Source organism: Streptomyces sp. NPDC014882 (assembly GCF_043081325.1).
GTDB lineage: Bacteria > Actinomycetota > Actinomycetes > Streptomycetales > Streptomycetaceae > Streptomyces.
Genome location: NZ_JBIBWL010000005.1, coordinates 460,423 through 476,927 on the forward strand (window position 1 = coordinate 460,423; position 16,505 = coordinate 476,927).

Sequence of the window (16,505 nt, forward strand, 5' to 3'; positions counted from 1 at the left end):
TGTGAATATCAGCTGCAACAATCCGCCGGGACCGCCCACCTCCAGGAGGCAGACCATGTCAGGACCCCGCCCGCCCGTCTCCCTCCACCACCCTCAAACGAGGCCCTACGGGCCGCCCCCTGGTGGTGTCCGAGCGCCGCGCGGTACGGAACTGAGTGCCCTGGGATGGCAGCAGGAGGCCGCGCTGCGGATGCTCCAGAACAACCTCGACCCCGAGGTCGCCGAGCACCCCGACAAGCTCGTCGTCTACGGCGGCACCGGCAAGGCGGCCCGCGACTGGCGCTCCTTCGACGCGATGGTGCGCACCCTGCGCACGCTGAAGCAGGACGAGACCATGCTCGTCCAGTCCGGCCGCCCGGTCGGCGTCATGCAGACCCACGAATGGGCCCCGCGCGTCCTCATCGCCAACTCCAACCTGGTCGGCGACTGGGCCAACTGGGAGGAGTTCCGCCGGCTCGAGCAGCTCGGGCTGACCATGTACGGCCAGATGACGGCCGGCTCCTGGATCTACATCGGCACCCAGGGCATCCTCCAGGGGACCTACGAGACCTTCGCCGCCGTCGCCGCGAAGAAGTTCGGCGGCACCCTCGCGGGAACGATCACGCTGACGGCCGGCCTCGGCGGCATGGGCGGCGCCCAGCCGCTCGCCGTCACCATGAACGACGGCGTCGCCCTCTGCATCGACTGCGACCCCCGGGCCATCGACCGCCGCATCGAGCACCGCTACCTGGACGTCAGGGCCGACAGCCTGGAGCACGCCCTCCAGCTGGCCGTCGAGGCCCGCGACCAGCGCAAGCCCCTGTCCATCGGCGTCCTCGGCAACGCCGCCGACCTGGTCCCGCGGCTCCTCCAGATGGGCGCCCCCGTCGACATCGTCACCGACCAGACCTCGGCCCACGACCCGCTGGCCTACCTGCCCACCGGCATCGCCTTCGAGGACATGGCCGACGCCGCCGCGAAGGACCCGGCCGGCTTCACCACCCGGGCCCGCGAGTCGATGGCCCGGCACGTCGAGGCGATGGTCGGCTTCCTCGACGCCGGAGCCGAGGTCTTCGACTACGGCAACTCCATCCGCGGCGAGGCGAAACTGGCCGGATACGACCGGGCGTTCGCCTTCCCCGGCTTCGTGCCCGCCTACATCCGCCCGCTGTTCTGCGAGGGCAAGGGCCCCTTCCGCTGGGCCGCCCTGTCCGGCGACCCCGCCGACATCGCCAAGACCGACAGGGCGATGCTGGACCTCTTCCCCGAGAACGCCTCCCTCGCCCGCTGGATCAAGCTGGCCGGCGAGCGCGTCCACTTCCAGGGCCTGCCCGCCCGCATCTGCTGGCTCGGCTACGGCGAGCGCGACAGGGCCGGCGAGCGGTTCAACGACATGGTCGCCGCCGGCGAGCTGGCCGCGCCGCTCGCCATCGGGCGGGACCACCTCGACTGCGGTTCCGTCGCCTCGCCCTACCGCGAGACGGAGGCCATGCTCGACGGCTCCGACGCGATCGCCGACTGGCCGCTGCTGAACGCGATGGTCAACGTGGCCTCGGGCGCCTCCTGGGTGTCGATCCACCACGGCGGCGGCGTCGGCATGGGCCGCTCCCTGCACGCCGGCCAGGTGACGGTGGCCGACGGCACGAAGCTGGGCGGCGAGAAGATCCGGCGCGTGCTGACCAACGACCCCGGCATGGGCGTCATCCGGCACGTCGACGCCGGATACGACATCGCCGAGTCGGTCGCCGACGAACGGGGCGTACGGGTGCCCATGCGCGAGGGTGACGACGCGTGACCCCCACGGGAGACGAAGCGGGCGGCAACCGCCCGGCCGGGGCCGAAGGCCCGTCGCCGGACGCGGGAGCAGGCGGAGGCGCGGGCGTCGCCGCGGGCCCGGGGCCGGGGCCAGGCCTGCGGCCGGCGGACGGGGTGCCGCCCGCCGGCCGCGGCGGGGCGCCGCACGGGGCGGTGGGCGACTCCTTCCACCGGATGTGGAGCGACCTGCGCCCGATCGGACGGCACCAGGAGTCCGGCGGCTACCGCCGCTACGCCTGGACGGCCGCCGACGCCGAGTGCCGCGCCTGGTTCCGGGAGCAGGCCGAGGCACGGGGGCTGACCCACGAGGTCGACCGCAACGGCAACCAGTGGGCCTGGCTCGGCGACCCCGCCGCCGGGGACGCCGTCGTCACCGGGTCCCACCTCGACTCGGTGCCCGACGGCGGCGCCTTCGACGGCCCCCTCGGCGTCGTCTCCGCCTTCGCCGCCCTCGACGAACTGCGCCGCAGGGGGGCGCGCCTCACCAAGCCCCTCGCCCTCGTCAACTTCGGCGACGAGGAGGGCGCCCGCTTCGGGCTCGCCTGCGTCGGCTCCCGGCTCACCGCCGGACACCTCACGGTCGAGCAGGCCCACCGGCTGACCGACGGCGACGGCACCACCCTCCCGCGCGCCATGGAGGCCGCCGGGTACGACCCCGACGCCATCGGCCCGGACCCCGAGCGGCTCGCCCGGATCGGCGCGTTCGTCGAACTCCACGTCGAGCAGGGCCGCGCCCTCGACCTCAGCGGCGACCGGGTCGGCATCGCCAGCGCCATCTGGCCGCACGGCCGCTGGCGGTTCGACTTCCGGGGCGAGGCCAACCACGCCGGCACCACCCGGCTGGCGGACCGCCGCGACCCGATGCTGCCGTACGCCGAGACCGTGCTCGCGGCCCGCCGCGAGGCCCGGCTCGCGGGTGCCGTCGCCACCTTCGGCAAGATCTCCGTCGAGCCGAACGGCGTCAACGCCGTCCCCTCCCTGGTGCGCGGCTGGCTCGACTCCCGCGCCGCCGACCAGGAGAGCCTCGACCGGGTGGTCGGCGGCGTCGAGGAGGCGGCCCGCGACCACGCGCGGGCGCACGGCGTCGACCTGGACGTCGTCCGCGAGTCCTTCACGCCCGTCGTCGAGTTCGACCACGCGCTGCGCGACGAACTCGCCCGCCTCCTCGGCAAGGACACCGGCCTCACGGTCCCCGTCCTCGGCACGGGCGCCGGACACGACGCGGGGGTCCTCTCCGGGAGCATCCCGACCGCCATGCTGTTCGTGCGCAACCCCACGGGCGTCTCGCACTCCCCGGCCGAGTCCGCGGCCGAGGACGACTGCGTGGCCGGGGTGCGCGCACTCGCCGACGCACTGGAAGGGCTGGCCTGCACGTGACCCCCACGCAGCGGACACGGACGTACTGGCTGGAGCACGCCTGGATCGGCGACCGCGTCGAGCCGGGCGTCGCCCTCACGGTGTCGACGGGCGGCTCCGCCGCGGGTGCGGACGGCCGCATCACCGCCGTCCGCACGGGCGTCACCGGCCCGCCCCCCGGCGCCGAGATCCTGCGCGGCCTCACCCTCCCCGGGCTGGCGAACGCCCACAGCCACGCCTTCCACCGCGCCCTGCGCGGCACCGTCCAGGTCGGTTCCGGGACCTTCTGGACCTGGCGCGAGACCATGTACTCCGTCGCCGACCGGCTGACCCCGGAGACCTACCACCAGCTGGCCCGCGCGGTCTACGCGGAGATGGCGCTCGCCGGCATCACGGCCGTCGGCGAGTTCCACTACGTGCACCACGCGCCCGGCGGCACCCCCTACGCCGACCCCAACGCGATGGGCGAGGCCCTGATCGAGGCCGCCGCCGACGCCGGCATCCGCATCACCCTCCTCGACACCGCCTACCTCTCCGCCGGCTTCGGACAGCCCCCCACCGCCCACCAGCTCCGCTTCTCCGACGGCGACGCGGAGGCCTGGGCCGAACGCTGCTCCCTCCTCGGGGAACGGGACCACGCGCGGATCGGGGCCGCGATCCACTCCGTGCGGGCCGTGCCCGCCGGGCAGCTGACGACCGTGGCCCGCTGGGCGCGGGAGCGCGGGGCGCCGCTGCACGTCCACCTGTCCGAGCAGACCGCCGAGAACGACGCCTGCCGCGAGGCCCACGGCCGCACCCCCACACAGCTCCTCGCCGAGCACGGCGTCCTGGGCCGGGGCACCACCGGCGTCCACAACACGCACCTCACCGAGGAGGACATCGCCCTCCTCGGCCGCTCCGGCACCGGCACCTGCATGTGCCCGACGACGGAACGGGACCTCGCCGACGGCATCGGCCCGGCCGTCGCCCTCCAGCGGGCGGGCTCCCCGCTCTCCCTCGGCTCCGACAGCCACGCCGTGATCGACCTGCTCGAAGAGGCCCGCGCGATGGAGCTGAACGAACGGCTGCGCACCCGCACCCGCGGGCACTGGACGGCCGCCGCCCTCCTGCGGGCTGCCTCCGCCGACGGCCACGCGGCCCTCGGCCGGGACGACGCGGGCGTTCTGGAGACCGGCGCGGCCGCCGACTTCACGACGATCGCGCTCGACTCGGTCAGGACGGCAGGGCCGCCTCCGCGGCTCGGGGCCGAGACGGCCGTATTCGCCGCGTCGGCAGCGGACGTGTCGCACACGGTCGTGGCCGGTCGGCACGTCGTGCGGGACGGGGTCCACCGTCTCGTACCGGACGTGCCGAAAGCCCTCGCGGACGCCGTCGCAGTCCTGCGCGGATGACCGCGGGCCGCCCCTTCGCGCGGCCCGCCTCCGCCCCCGAACCCGACCCCACCGCCGACCAGGCCAGCAAGGACGCCATGAGCAGCGCGACGACCGACAGCCCCGCCCACTCCGCGAGCACCGCGAGCACGCTCGTCACCAACATCGCCGCCCTGGTCACCAACGACCCCTCCTCCGGTGACTGTTCCCCGCTCGGACTGATCCAGGACGCGGCCGTCGTCATCGACGGCGACCGCATCGCGTGGACCGGTGAACGAAGCAAAGCACCCGCCACTGACAACCGGGTCGACGCCGGCGGCCGGGCGGCCGTCCCCGGCTTCGTCGACTCCCACTCCCACCTCGTCTTCGCGGGCGACCGGACCCAGGAGTTCAACGCCCGGATGTCGGGGCGGCCGTACGGCGCGGGCGGCATCCGCACGACCGTCGCGGCCACGCGGGCGGCGAGCGACGCCGACCTCGAACGCAACCTCACCCGCTACCTCGCCGAGGCCCTGCGCCAGGGCACGACGACCTTCGAGACGAAGTCCGGCTACGGCCTGACCGTCGCCGACGAGGCCCGCGCCCTGCGCCTCGCCGCCGCCCACACCGACGAGGTCACCTACCTGGGCGCCCACATCGTCCCCCCGGACTTCGCCGACGACCCGGCCGCCTACGTCGCCCTCGTCACCGGCGAGATGCTCGACGCCTGCGCCCCGCACGCCCGCTGGATCGACGTCTTCTGCGAGGAGGGCGCCTTCGACGGCGACCAGGCCCGCGCGATCCTCACCGCCGGCCGGGCCAGGGGCCTGCACCCCCGCATCCACGCCAACCAGCTCTCCCACGGCCCCGGCGTGCGACTGGCGGTCGAACTGGACGCGGCCAGCGCGGACCACTGCACCCACCTCACCGACGCCGACGTGGACGCCCTCGCGAACAGCGCGACGGTCGCCACGCTGCTGCCCGGCGCCGAGTTCTCCACCCGGGCCGCGTGGCCGGACGCCCGCCGCCTGCTGGACGCCGGCGTCACCGTGGCCCTGTCCACGGACTGCAACCCGGGCTCGTCCTTCACGTCCTCGGTCCCGTTCTGCGTCGCGCTCGCCGTACGCGACATGCGGATGACCCCCGACGAGGCCCTCTGGTCGGCCACGGCGGGCGGCGCCGCGGCCCTGCGCCGCACGGACGTGGGCCGCCTGACCCCCGGCGCGTACGCCGACCTGGTCCTCCTGGACGCCCCCAGCCACGTCCACCTGGCCTACCGCCCCGGCGTGCCGCTCGTCTCGCAGGTGTGGCGACGGGGCGTACGGGTGGTCTGAGGGGGCTCGCCCGCGGTCGCGCGCCCCTCGCCCGCCACCGTCCGTCCCCGGTCCGCCACCGACCGCCCCCACGCCGTACCGGCGAGGACGAACGCCGCCCCGACGAACCCCGGCCACCCCGGCCGGTCACCGGCGAGCGCGATGCCCACGACCGCCGCCCACACCGGCTCGGTCCCCAGCAGCAGGCTGACCCGGGACGGCGACGTACGGCGGACGGCCCACATCTGCACGAAGAACGCGAACAGCGTGCAGAACACGGAGAGGTAGAGCAGGCCGGCCCAGTCCCCGGCGCCGAAGCCGGCGGCGGCGGCCCACGGCGACGCGCCCGTCCCCGGCACCGCCACCAGCACCGCGAACACGGCGACCGCGCCGCCGAGCTGGACGGTGGTCAGGGACAGCGCGTCCGCGCCCCGCACGGACTCCATCCGCGCCATCGCCAGCACGTGCACGGTACGGGCGACGGCCGCCCCCAGCATCAGCAGATCGCCCCCGGACGGAGCGGTGAACCCGGCACCCTGCGTCAGCAGCGCCACCCCCGCCACCGACACGCCCGCCGCCGCCAGGAACGCCCCCGGCAGCCGCACCCCGCGCACCCGGCTCTCCGCGAGCGGCGTGAACACCATGGTCAGGCTGATGATCAGTCCCGCGTTCGTGGCCGAGGTGTGCACCACCCCGTACGTCTCCAGCAGGAAGATCCCCGCGAGGACCAGCCCGAGCAGCCCGGCCCCCCGCCACTGCGCGCCGCTCAGCGCCCGCAGCCGCCGCAGGCCGACGGCCACCAGCACCGGGAGCACCACGGCGAACCGCAGCACCAGCACGGCCACCACGGTGTCGGCGGTGGTGACGCCCTTCGCGGCGAGGTAACTGGACCCCCACACGGCGGCGACCAGCAGCACGGGCACATCGGCGAGCCGGCCGAACCGGCCGGGGCGGGCCGGGACGGCGGGGGAGTCGGGCATGGGTTCCTCACGAGCGGACGACGCGGCCGACACAGCAGCTCCGCTGGTCGTGGGGCTGGGCCAGCGTAGTCATCGGGGGGAGCCCGGCCAGTGGGTTTCCACGATGAGGACACCCGACGCGACGCCCGCGCGTGCCGTACGACTCCCCACGGCTCCGTACGACTCCCTACGGCTCCCCGGGGCAAGGCCGCGCCCGGGCGGCGGTGTCCGACCGCTCACCCGGGCGCGGACCGCACTGGTCTCCGGCCGGCCCCGGTCCCCCGGGGAGGCGCGCTCACTCCTCCAGCGTCAGGCCCTTGCGCAGCCGCACCAGCGTGCGCGACAGCAGCCGCGAGACGTGCATCTGCGAGATGCCGAGTTCCTCGCCGATCTCCGACTGGGTCATCCCGGCGACGAAGCGCAGCGAGAGGATCTGCCGGTCGCGGGGCGCGAGTCCGGCGATCAGCGGCTTCAGCGACTCGACGTACTCGATGCCCTCGAGCCCGTGGTCCTCGTAGCCGATGCGGTCGGCGAGGGCGCTCTCCGCGTCGTCCTCCTCCGGCTGGGCGTCCAGCGAGGCGGCGGTGTACGCGTTCGAGGCCGCCATGCCCTCGACGACCTCCTCGCCGGTGATGCCGAGGCGCTCCGCCAGCTCCGCCACGGTGGGGGCGCGGTCGAGCTGCTGGGCGAGCTCGTCGCCGGCCTTGGCCAGGTCGAGCCGCAGCTCCTGGAGCCGGCGCGGGACGCGCACGGACCAGGACGTGTCACGGAAGAACCGCTTGATCTCGCCCATGATGGTCGGCAGCGCGAAGGTGGGGAACTCCACACCACGGCTCAGCTCGAAGCGGTCGATCGCCTTGATCAGACCGATCGTGCCGACCTGGACGATGTCCTCCATGGGCTCGCTGCGGGAGCGGAAGCGGGAGGCCGCGAACCTGACCAGCGCGAGGTTCAGTTCGACGAGGGTGTTGCGCACGTACGAGTAGTCGTAGGTGCCTTCCTCCAGCGACTCCAGCCGCTCGAAGAGGGTCTTGGACAGGGCCCGCGCGTCGACGGGTCCGACCTCGTCGTACGGCGGGATCTCCGGGAGTCCGGCGAGGGCGTCACGGGGACCGCCGCTCCGCTCGGCGGGAGCCGGTTGTTCCGGAGGGAGTGTCGACGTCGCCCCGTGGGTATGCGGAGCGTCGAGCCGGGATGACATGATGTCCTCCATCGTTCTCGGCATATGGCTGCCGAAGCCAGTGCGTGCACTACGGTGTGCGGCGCCTCCAAGCCGGCCGTATCGGATGTGTTCCTCTAGCCCTACCCGCTTTACTCAGCCGATCGCAAGTTCGGTTTGTTGGGTTATGTCCGTTTGCGGGCGATTGTTCGGCTGTTGGAGTGCGGATCGAAGGCGTAGTGTTCGAGGGCGTCAGCAGCAGTCACGACCTCGGGAGAGACACGGCATGGACCGCGGGACGGTCGGCAGCGCACAGTCTGGCCGGCTCATGGTGGAAGTGCGGGAAGAGGGCACCAGTGCCGTCGTCACCCCCGCCGGTGAGCTGGATCACCACACGGCCGATCTGTTGCGCGAGCCGCTCGAAGAGTGCCTCGCCAAGGGGCTGAGCCGACTGGTCGTGGATTGCTCCCGGCTGGAGTTCTGCGACTCCACGGGACTCAACGTCCTGCTCGGCGCCCGCCTGAAGGCGGAGGCCGCGGGAGGCGCGGTACATCTGGCGGGCATGCTGCCCGTGGTGGCCCGGGTGTTCGAGATCACCGGCGCGGACGCCGTCTTCACCGTGCACGACACGGTCGAGGCGGCCCTCGCGGACGGGGACGGCTGACCCCGGGACCCGCCGTGGGCCCCTGCGGCGGCCGGGCGCGGCCGGGACTCCGGCGCGCCACGGACCACCGGGGCGGACGGGCCGGTCACCTGTGGGCGAACGAAGGGTGTTCCGCCGGTCGTGTCGGGCAGGAGACACCTGAACATGTCGGTGGCACAGCACGAGGAGAGGGCGGGATGCGCAGACCGACCGTGTGGCGGCCGCCGAACACGTGCGGGAACCCCGGCACCGTCGAGGTGTCGCGCACCCCGGACACTCCCCGTCGCGCGAACGACACCCCCCAGCACGACCAGCACGGCCAGTACGACCAGCACGAACCCACGCACGGACAGAACGCTGAAGTGAACCCTGAACTGGTGAATCGGTGAGGTGAAGCGCTGATGAGCACCACCCGGCCTTACTCGCCGGGCGACCGCGGCCCGGAGCCCAGCGGCGCTTCCGGAGCGTCGGCGGGTCGTCAGGTCCGCACGCTGAGCTTCGACGGCGAGAGCGGTGTCGTCCCGCTCGCCCGCGACTTCGCCCGTCAGGCGTTGTACGCGTGGGGCTGGCTGCCCGCCGGAGGCGCCGACCAGCGGGCCACCGCCGAGGACGTGCTGCTCGTCGTCTCCGAGCTGGTGACCAACGCCTGCCTGCACGCCGAGGGCCCCGACCGGCTCCAGATCGGCTGCGACAACAAGGTGATCCGCGTCGAGGTCTCCGACCGCGGCACCGGCCAGCCCGCCCCCCGCAACCCCCACCGCGCCGGCCGCCCCGGCGGCCACGGCATGTTCATCGTGCAGCGCCTCTGCCTGGACTGGGGGGTCGTACGGACCCCGGGCGTCGCGGGCAAGACGGTCTGGGCGGAACTGGGCGCCCCGGCCTGAGCCGCGGCGCCCCTCGCGGCGCCGCCGCCACGCCTTGCGCTCCCGGCCCTCCCGCGCCGGACCGTCGTCACTCCGGCGCGCCCCTCCTTCCTTCCCTCCTCCCCCTGCCCCCCGTCCCCGGGCGCGCCTCGACGGCGGTACGCCGTCCGGGGGCGGCCCCGCCGGACGCGGCGCAGGGCCGTCGCGACCGGAGTCGCGACGGCCCTGCGGGAACCGTGGGGGGAGGGGACGTCAGCGGACGTCGCCCATGAGTTCCTTGACGCGCTTGCGGTACATCCACACCGCGACACCGGCGACCACCGCGAGCGTGGCCTCCATCGCGACGACGCCCGTCCTGTTCAGGTCGACGCCGGCGATGGAGAGCAGACCGGTCGTGGCGTCACCGGCGGTGACGGCCAGGAACCAGACGCCCATCATCTGCGAGGCGTACTTCGCCGGCGCCATCTTCGTGGTGACCGACAGGCCGACGGGGGAGAGCAGCAGCTCACCGACGGTCTGCACGAAGTAGATCGCCACCAGCCACATCGCGGCCGCCTTGTGACCGCCCTCGGCGATCGACAGCGGGGCGAGGAAGAGGAAGAAGGACGCGCCGACCAGGACCAGGCCCGAGGCGAACTTCACGATCGTGCTCGGCTCCTTGCCCCGCTTGTTCAGCGCGAGCCAGAACCAGGCGAAGACCGGGGCCAGGGCCATGATCAGGACCGGGTTGACCGACTGGTACCAGGAGACCGGGAACTCCCAGCCGAGGACGGTGTTGTCGGCGGAGGAGTCCGCGAAGATCGACAGGGTCGAGCCGCCCTGGTCGTAGATCATCCAGAACACGGCGGCGGCCACGAAGAACCAGACGTACGCGGACATCTTCGACTGCTCGGAGCGGTCGAGTTCCCTGTCCCGCTTGATGTTGACCAGCACCATCACCGGGATGATCACACCGAGCAGGGTCAGCGGGACCAGGATCCAGTTGAGCGTGTAGTGGCCGGAGAAGCCGACGACCGCGTACGCCACGACGGCGACGCCGGCCCAGATCGCGGCCTTGCGCAGCGTGGCGGACTTCTCCTCGGCGGACAGCGGCTTCGGCACGACGCTGGAGCGGTCGGCCAGGTGGCGGCTGCCGAGCAGGAACTGCCCCAGGCCCAGCGCCATGCCGAGCGCGGCGAGGGCGAAGCCGAAGTGCCAGTTCACGTTCTCGCCGATGGTGCCGATGATCAGCGGGGCGGCGAAGGCACCGAGGTTGATGCCCATGTAGAAGACGGTGAAGCCGCCGTCGCGGCGCGGGTCGTCCGGGCCGTCGTAGAGGTGGCCGACCATCGTGGAGATGTTGGCCTTCAGCAGGCCGGAGCCGATCGCGACCAGACCCAGACCGGCGTAGAAGGTCCCGGAGGACGGCAGGGCCAGGGTGAGGTGGCCGAGCATGATCACCGCACCGGCGACGGCGACGGTCCTGCGCGGACCCCAGACGCGGTCGCCGAACCAGCCGCCGGGCATGGCGAGCAGGTACACCAGCGACACGTACACGGAGTAGATCGCGGTCGCGGTGCCCGCGTTCAGGTGCAGGCCGCCCGGCGCGACCAGGTACAGCGGGAGGAGGGCCCTCATGCCGTAGTAGGAGAACCTCTCCCACATCTCGGTCATGAAGAGAGTGGCCAGTCCGCGGGGGTGGCCGAAGAAGGTCTTCCCGGTCCCGGGGGTTCCCGGGCTGACCGAGTCCTTCGTCAGGCTGGACGCCATGGTCGTTCCTTGCTGGTCGGGACGCGCGGTGGAGCGTGCGCGCCCGGTCGGGGGCGGCCGGCACCGGCTTGATCGGCCCGTCCACCCACGCCCACGGGGGAGGCCGCTCCGGGTCACGGAACGGCGGACGGCGACCACCGGGATCCACGCCCCGCGAGTGGGGGCCCGGCCACAGGTCGTTCCTTTCCAAGGCCGGCGGAGAGCCGGCCCGCACGCAAAAGAGACCCTCAGCGTCAAGTCGAGCGCCAAAGGTCCCCGTGGTGCTACAGGCGTCCTTTCACCATACGGCAGGACAGAACCGGATATGGAAGGACTTGAGTCGCAGATCACAGGCCGGAAAGGAACCAGGGCGAGGTTTCCAAGGTCCATGCCAGGATGACATCCCGCGACCCCAGGTCCGTACCAGCTCCGCGCCGGGGCCGTACCGGGGGCGGCGGGACCGTCGCGGGTGGGTTGTCCGGCATGTCCGCGAGTAAGAGCCGGGGTCGGGCATCACACCCTTGGCCCAGTCCCACGCGGACTACCATCGCCTCATGACCCGTGTACTGCTCGCCGAGGACGACGCGTCCATTTCGGAGCCGCTGGCCCGCGCCCTGCGCCGGGAAGGGTACGAGGTCGAGGTGCGGGAGGACGGACCCTCCGCGCTCGACGCCGGAATGCAGGGCGGCATCGACCTGGTCGTGCTGGACCTCGGGCTCCCCGGCATGGACGGCCTGGAGGTGGCCCGCCGGCTGCGCGCCGACGGCCACGCCATCCCCATCCTGATCCTCACCGCGCGCGCCGACGAGGTCGACACCGTCGTCGGACTGGACGCGGGCGCCGACGACTACGTCACCAAGCCCTTCCGGCTCGCCGAACTCCTCGCCCGCGTCCGGGCCCTGCTCCGGCGCGGCTCCGCCGAACCCCAGCAGCCGCCCGCCACGCACGGGGTCCGCATCGACGTCGAGTCGCACCGCGCCTGGATGGGCGAGGAGGAACTCCAGCTCACCGCGAAGGAGTTCGACCTCCTGCGGGTCCTCGTGCGCGACGCCGGCCGGGTGGTCACCCGCGACCAGCTGATGCGGGAGGTCTGGGACACCACCTGGTGGTCCTCGACCAAGACCCTCGACATGCACATCTCGTGGCTGCGGAAGAAGCTGGGGGACGACGCGGCGAACCCCCGCTACATCGCCACGGTGCGGGGCGTGGGATTCCGCTTCGAGAAGAGCTAGCACTCCCGGAAGAGCCGGGCGCTCCGGGAGGAGCCGGCCGAAGGCCGAAGAGCCGGTGAGCGGCCGACCGGCGGCCGACCGGCCGGTGAAGGGCGCGACCGGCCGCGGCCCGGTCGGCCGGGACGGAGGCGGCGAGGGGTCGCCGGCCGTCGGCAGCCACGGGGCACCGCCGCCGGGGCCGCCGCACCCCGCCCCACCGCCGCGCCCAGCACCGCCGCCCCGCTCCGCCGACGGCCGCACCAGCACCCCGTCCCGCCGACGGCCGCGCCCAGCACCGCCGTCCCGCCGACGGCCGCACCCCGCGGCGCAACCGCGTGGCGGACGCGGCCCCACCCCGGGCGAGCCGTCCCCACCCGTCCCGTGAAGCCACCGTCCGGAGGGCCCTGTGCGTCGCCGTCTGATCCAGTCCACGCTGGCCGTCGTGCTCGTCGTGATCGCCGTGTTCGGGGTCTCCCTCGTCCTCGTCGAGACGCGCACGATCAGCAACAGCGCGCAGGAACGCGTCGAGCTGGAGGCGGCCCGCCTGGCCAGCATCGTGGACAGCCGCCTCGCCGGCGCCGCGACCGTGGACGCCGAGGTGCTGCGCAGCCAGCTCACCCACGAGCGGTACGCGGTGGTCCGGATGCCCGGCAGGCCGGTCATCGCGGTCGGCAGCCGCCCCGAGGGCGACGTCATCCGGGGCGAGGCCCGCGGGGAGGAGGGGGAGACCGTCGTCGTCGAGGAGCCCCGCTCCTCCGTGACCCGCGAGGTCGGCCGCACCCTGCTGATCATCGGCCTGGTGGCGCTGCTCGCGGTGGTCGCCGCGGTCCTCCTGGCCATCCGCCAGGCCAACCGGCTCGCCTCCCCGCTCACCGACCTCGCCGAGACCGCCGAGCGCCTCGGCTCCGGCGACCCCCGGCCCCGCCACAAGCGCTACGGCGTCCCCGAGCTGGACCGGGTCGCCGACGTGCTCGACTCCTCCGCCGAGCGCATCGCCCGCATGCTGACGGCGGAACGCCGGCTCGCCGCCGACGCCTCCCACCAGCTGCGCACCCCGCTCACCGCCCTGTCCATGCGCCTGGAGGAGATCACCCTCACCGACGACCCGGACACGGTGAAGGAGGAGGCCACGATCGCGCTGACCCAGGTGGAACGCCTCACCGACGTCGTGCAGCGCCTGCTGACGAACTCCCGCGACCCCCGCACCGGCTCCGCCGTCACCTTCGACCTCGACGAGGTCATCCAGCAGCAGCTCGCCGAGTGGCGCCCGGCCTACCGCGGGGTGGGCCGCGCGATCGTCAGCTCCGGCAAGCGGCACCTCGAGGCGGTGGGCACCCCGGGCGCGGTGGCCCAGGTGCTGGCGGCCCTCATCGAGAACTCGCTCATGCACGGCGGCGGCACGGTCGCCCTGCGCACGCGGGTCACCGGCAACCAGGCGGTCATCGAGGTCACCGACGAGGGCCCCGGCGTCCCCGCGGACCTCGGCGCCCGCATCTTCGAGCGCACCATCAGCGGCCGCAACTCCACGGGAATCGGCCTCGCGGTGGCCCGGGACCTCGCCGAGGCCGACGGCGGACGCCTGGAGATGCTCCAGACCAAGCCGCCGGTCTTCGGCCTGTTCCTGTCACGGACGGCGCCGGAGAAGAAGCCGCCGCAGGACACGGAACCCACGGTGAGGTGACCGGCCCGGCCCGGCCAGCCAGCCAGCCGGTCGGCCGGCAGGCCCGGCCGGGCCGCGGCCCCGGGCCCCTCAGCCCACCCGCTGCTCCGTCGTGGTCCCGGCCGCCGTCACCCGCGACTTCCCCACCACGGTCCCGTGTCCCGGCAGCGCCTTGAACACCCACGTCCGGTACGACCAGAACCGGAACAGCGTGGCGATCCCGATGCCGAGGAACTTGAACACGTTGCTCTGCAACGGGCTGTCCCACCCGAAGCCGTACGTCGCCAGGAACAGCAGCCCGTTCTCGATGACCAGCCCCACCGCGCTGAACAGCAGGAACAGCGACATCTCCCTCGTGCGCCCGCCCTTGTCCCGGTCCCGGTAGGCGAAGTACCGGAACCCGACGTAGTTGAAGGCGATGGCGACCACCGTGGCGATGACGCTCGCGCGCACCACGGGGAGGTCGGTGACGTGCCGCACGAAGTTGAAGACGCCGAGGTTGACCAGCAGGCCCGCCCCGCCCACCGCGCCGAACTTGGCCAGCTCGCGGGTGAGTCTCCGCAGCCGTCCTTCCCCCGAGGAACCATGTGCCATGGTCGTGCAGGCCCCCGTCCGGGTGTCGGTTTCGTCAACCAAACCATGCTAACCATCCCTCTCGCGGGTTTCCCGTGCCGCCGCCCCACCGCCGCCCCACCGCCGCGGAACGGGCCGCCGGGACGCCGGGAAACCGCCGGTGCCGGGCCGGAAAGGGCCCGGTGGGAGGCGCGGAACCAGCCGGTGCGGCGTGGCCGATACCCTAGGGGCGTGACGTTCCCGGTAGTCGGCATGGTCGGCGGTGGCCAGCTCGCTCGTATGACACACGAGGCGGGCATCCCGTTGGGCATCAGGTTCAAGCTCCTCAGTGACACTCCTCAGGATTCCGCGGCCCAGGTGGTCAGCGACGTCGTCGTCGGCGACTATCGCGACCTGGACACGCTGCGCGAGTTCGCGCGGGGCTGTGACGTGATCACCTTCGATCACGAGCACGTCCCCACCGAGCACCTCCGGGCCCTGGAGGCGGACGGCATCCCCGTCCGCCCGGGCCCCGAGGCGCTCGTGCACGCCCAGGACAAGGGCGTGATGCGCGCGAAGCTCGACGCGATCGGCATCCCCTGCCCACGGCACCGCATCGTGGCCGACCCGGCCGACGTGGCCGCGTTCGCGGCGGAGGGGGAGGGCTTCCCCGTCGTCCTCAAGACCGTCCGCGGCGGCTACGACGGCAAGGGCGTGTGGGTCGTGGACTCCGCAGAGGAGGCCGAGGAGCCCTTCCGCGCGGGCGTCCCCGTCCTCGCCGAGGAGAAGGTCGACTACGTCCGCGAGCTGGCCGCGAACGTCGTGCGCTCCCCGCACGGCCAGGCGGTCGCCTACCCGGTCGTCGAGTCGCGCCAGGTCGACGGCGTCTGCGACACCGTGATCGCCCCCGCTCCCGCCCTCGACGAGACCCTGGCCCTCGCGGCCGAGGAGATGGCCCTGACCATCGCCAAGGAACTCGGCGTCGTCGGCCACCTCGCCGTCGAGCTGTTCCAGACCCGCGACGGCCGCATCCTCGTCAACGAACTGGCGATGCGCCCGCACAACTCGGGCCACTGGAGCATGGACGGCGCGATCACGTCGCAGTTCGCCAACCACGTCCGCGCGGTCCTCGACCTCCCGCTCGGCGACCCGCGCCCGCGCGCGAAGTGGACGGTCATGGTCAACGTCCTCGGTGGCGACTACCCGGACATGTACTCCGCGTACCTGCACTGCATGGCCCGCGACCCCCAGCTGAAGATCCACATGTACGGAAAGGACGTGAAGCCCGGCCGCAAGGTCGGTCACGTCAACACCTACGGCGACGACCTCGACGACGTGCTGGAACGCGCCCGTCACGCTGCCGGCTACCTGAGAGGCACGATCACCGAATGAGTCCTGTCGTAGGCATCGTCATGGGGTCGGACTCCGACTGGCCCGTCATGGAGGCGGCGGCCAAGGCCCTCGACGAGTTCGAGATCGACTACGAGGTCGACGTCGTCTCCGCGCACCGCATGCCGCGCGAGATGGTCGCCTACGGGGAGCGGGCCGCCGACCGCGGGCTCAAGGTGATCGTCGCCGGCGCGGGCGGCGCCGCCCACCTGCCCGGCATGCTCGCCTCCGTCACCCCGCTGCCCGTCATCGGCGTGCCCGTGCCGCTGAAGTACCTCGACGGCATGGACAGCCTGCTGTCGATCGTGCAGATGCCGGCCGGCGTCCCCGTCGCGACCGTCTCGGTCGGCGGCGCCCGCAACGCCGGTCTGCTCGCCGCCCGCATCCTCGCCACGCACGACGAGGACCTCCTCGCACGGATGCGCGACTTCCAGCAGGACCTCAACGACCAGGCCACCGAGAAGGGCAAGCGCCTGCGCGCCAAGGTCGAGGGCGGGGCACACGGCGGCTTCGGCTTCGGGAAGTGACG

At 73.3% G+C, this 16,505-nt stretch carries 15 protein-coding genes; 11 read left to right on the plus strand and 4 right to left on the minus strand.

Annotation, left to right across the window (positions count from 1 at the left end):
- The first annotated feature begins 55 nt into the window (after positions 1–55).
- From hutU to hutI, 4 genes are all read left to right on the plus strand, one after another.
- Positions 56–1,774, plus strand: coding sequence for a urocanate hydratase (gene hutU, locus ACF09K_RS15740; RefSeq protein ID WP_392243847.1), 1,719 nt, complete (start codon positions 56–58; stop codon positions 1,772–1,774).
- Between the two features lie 194 nt (positions 1,775–1,968).
- Positions 1,969–3,171 carry an allantoate amidohydrolase gene (locus tag ACF09K_RS15745; RefSeq protein ID WP_392243952.1) on the plus strand — a complete coding sequence of 401 codons (1,203 nt, stop codon included), beginning with the start codon at positions 1,969–1,971 and terminating at the stop codon, positions 3,169–3,171.
- Positions 3,168–4,541 carry a formimidoylglutamate deiminase gene (locus ACF09K_RS15750; protein ID WP_392243848.1) on the plus strand — a complete coding sequence of 458 codons (1,374 nt, stop codon included), beginning with the start codon at positions 3,168–3,170 and terminating at the stop codon, positions 4,539–4,541. The genes ACF09K_RS15745 and ACF09K_RS15750 overlap by 4 nt, the downstream gene beginning before the upstream one ends.
- Entirely contained in the window at positions 4,538–5,833 is a 1,296-nt protein-coding gene (hutI, locus tag ACF09K_RS15755) for an imidazolonepropionase (protein ID WP_392243849.1), read from the plus strand. The genes ACF09K_RS15750 and hutI overlap by 4 nt, the downstream gene beginning before the upstream one ends.
- Here the strand turns inward: hutI and ACF09K_RS15760 are convergent.
- Positions 5,773–6,792: a DMT family transporter gene (locus tag ACF09K_RS15760; RefSeq protein ID WP_392243851.1), complete on the minus strand. Its 1,020-nt coding sequence runs from the start codon at positions 6,790–6,792 to the stop codon at positions 5,773–5,775. The genes hutI and ACF09K_RS15760 overlap by 61 nt on opposite strands.
- 274 nt (positions 6,793–7,066) lie before the next feature.
- Positions 7,067–7,984, minus strand: coding sequence for an RNA polymerase sigma factor SigF (locus tag ACF09K_RS15765; RefSeq protein WP_392243853.1), 918 nt, complete (start codon positions 7,982–7,984; stop codon positions 7,067–7,069).
- Between the two features lie 232 nt (positions 7,985–8,216).
- Between ACF09K_RS15765 and ACF09K_RS15770 the strand changes: the two genes are divergently transcribed.
- The 3 genes from ACF09K_RS15770 (at position 8,217) to ACF09K_RS15780 (ending at position 9,457) form a co-directional block, all read left to right on the plus strand.
- Positions 8,217–8,594, plus strand: a complete 378-nt coding sequence (locus tag ACF09K_RS15770) for an STAS domain-containing protein (protein WP_392243854.1) — start codon at positions 8,217–8,219, stop codon at positions 8,592–8,594.
- A gap of 176 nt (positions 8,595–8,770) precedes the next feature.
- Positions 8,771–8,962 (plus strand): hypothetical protein, encoded by a 192-nt coding sequence (locus tag ACF09K_RS15775; RefSeq protein WP_392243856.1) that lies wholly within the window; start codon positions 8,771–8,773, stop codon positions 8,960–8,962.
- A 12-nt stretch (positions 8,963–8,974) separates the two neighbouring features.
- Positions 8,975–9,457 (plus strand): ATP-binding protein, encoded by a 483-nt coding sequence (locus ACF09K_RS15780; RefSeq protein ID WP_392243858.1) that lies wholly within the window; start codon positions 8,975–8,977, stop codon positions 9,455–9,457.
- Positions 9,458–9,688: 231 nt separating this feature from the next.
- Here the strand turns inward: ACF09K_RS15780 and ACF09K_RS15785 are convergent, their stop codons facing one another.
- Positions 9,689–11,185 (minus strand): oligopeptide:H+ symporter, encoded by a 1,497-nt coding sequence (locus tag ACF09K_RS15785; RefSeq protein ID WP_392243860.1) that lies wholly within the window; start codon positions 11,183–11,185, stop codon positions 9,689–9,691.
- A gap of 533 nt (positions 11,186–11,718) precedes the next feature.
- On the opposite strand from ACF09K_RS15785, the gene ACF09K_RS15790 reads away from it, so the two are divergent.
- Both ACF09K_RS15790 and ACF09K_RS15795 read left to right on the plus strand, forming a co-directional pair.
- Positions 11,719–12,396, plus strand: a complete 678-nt coding sequence (locus ACF09K_RS15790; protein WP_392243861.1) for a response regulator transcription factor — start codon at positions 11,719–11,721, stop codon at positions 12,394–12,396.
- Between the two features lie 385 nt (positions 12,397–12,781).
- Entirely contained in the window at positions 12,782–14,056 is a 1,275-nt protein-coding gene (locus tag ACF09K_RS15795) for an ATP-binding protein (RefSeq protein WP_392243862.1), read from the plus strand.
- A 69-nt stretch (positions 14,057–14,125) separates the two neighbouring features.
- On the opposite strand, the gene ACF09K_RS15800 is transcribed toward ACF09K_RS15795, so the two are convergent.
- Positions 14,126–14,629 carry a GtrA family protein gene (locus ACF09K_RS15800; RefSeq protein WP_392243864.1) on the minus strand — a complete coding sequence of 168 codons (504 nt, stop codon included), beginning with the start codon at positions 14,627–14,629 and terminating at the stop codon, positions 14,126–14,128.
- Between the two features lie 210 nt (positions 14,630–14,839).
- Between ACF09K_RS15800 and ACF09K_RS15805 the strand changes: the two genes are divergently transcribed.
- Together ACF09K_RS15805 and purE are read left to right on the plus strand one after the other, a co-directional pair.
- Positions 14,840–15,979, plus strand: a complete 1,140-nt coding sequence (locus ACF09K_RS15805) for a 5-(carboxyamino)imidazole ribonucleotide synthase (RefSeq protein WP_392243865.1) — start codon at positions 14,840–14,842, stop codon at positions 15,977–15,979.
- Positions 15,976–16,503, plus strand: a complete 528-nt coding sequence (gene purE / locus ACF09K_RS15810) for a 5-(carboxyamino)imidazole ribonucleotide mutase (protein ID WP_392243866.1) — start codon at positions 15,976–15,978, stop codon at positions 16,501–16,503. Before ACF09K_RS15805 ends, purE begins: the two co-directional genes overlap by 4 nt.
- Positions 16,504–16,505: the final 2 nt, after the last annotated feature.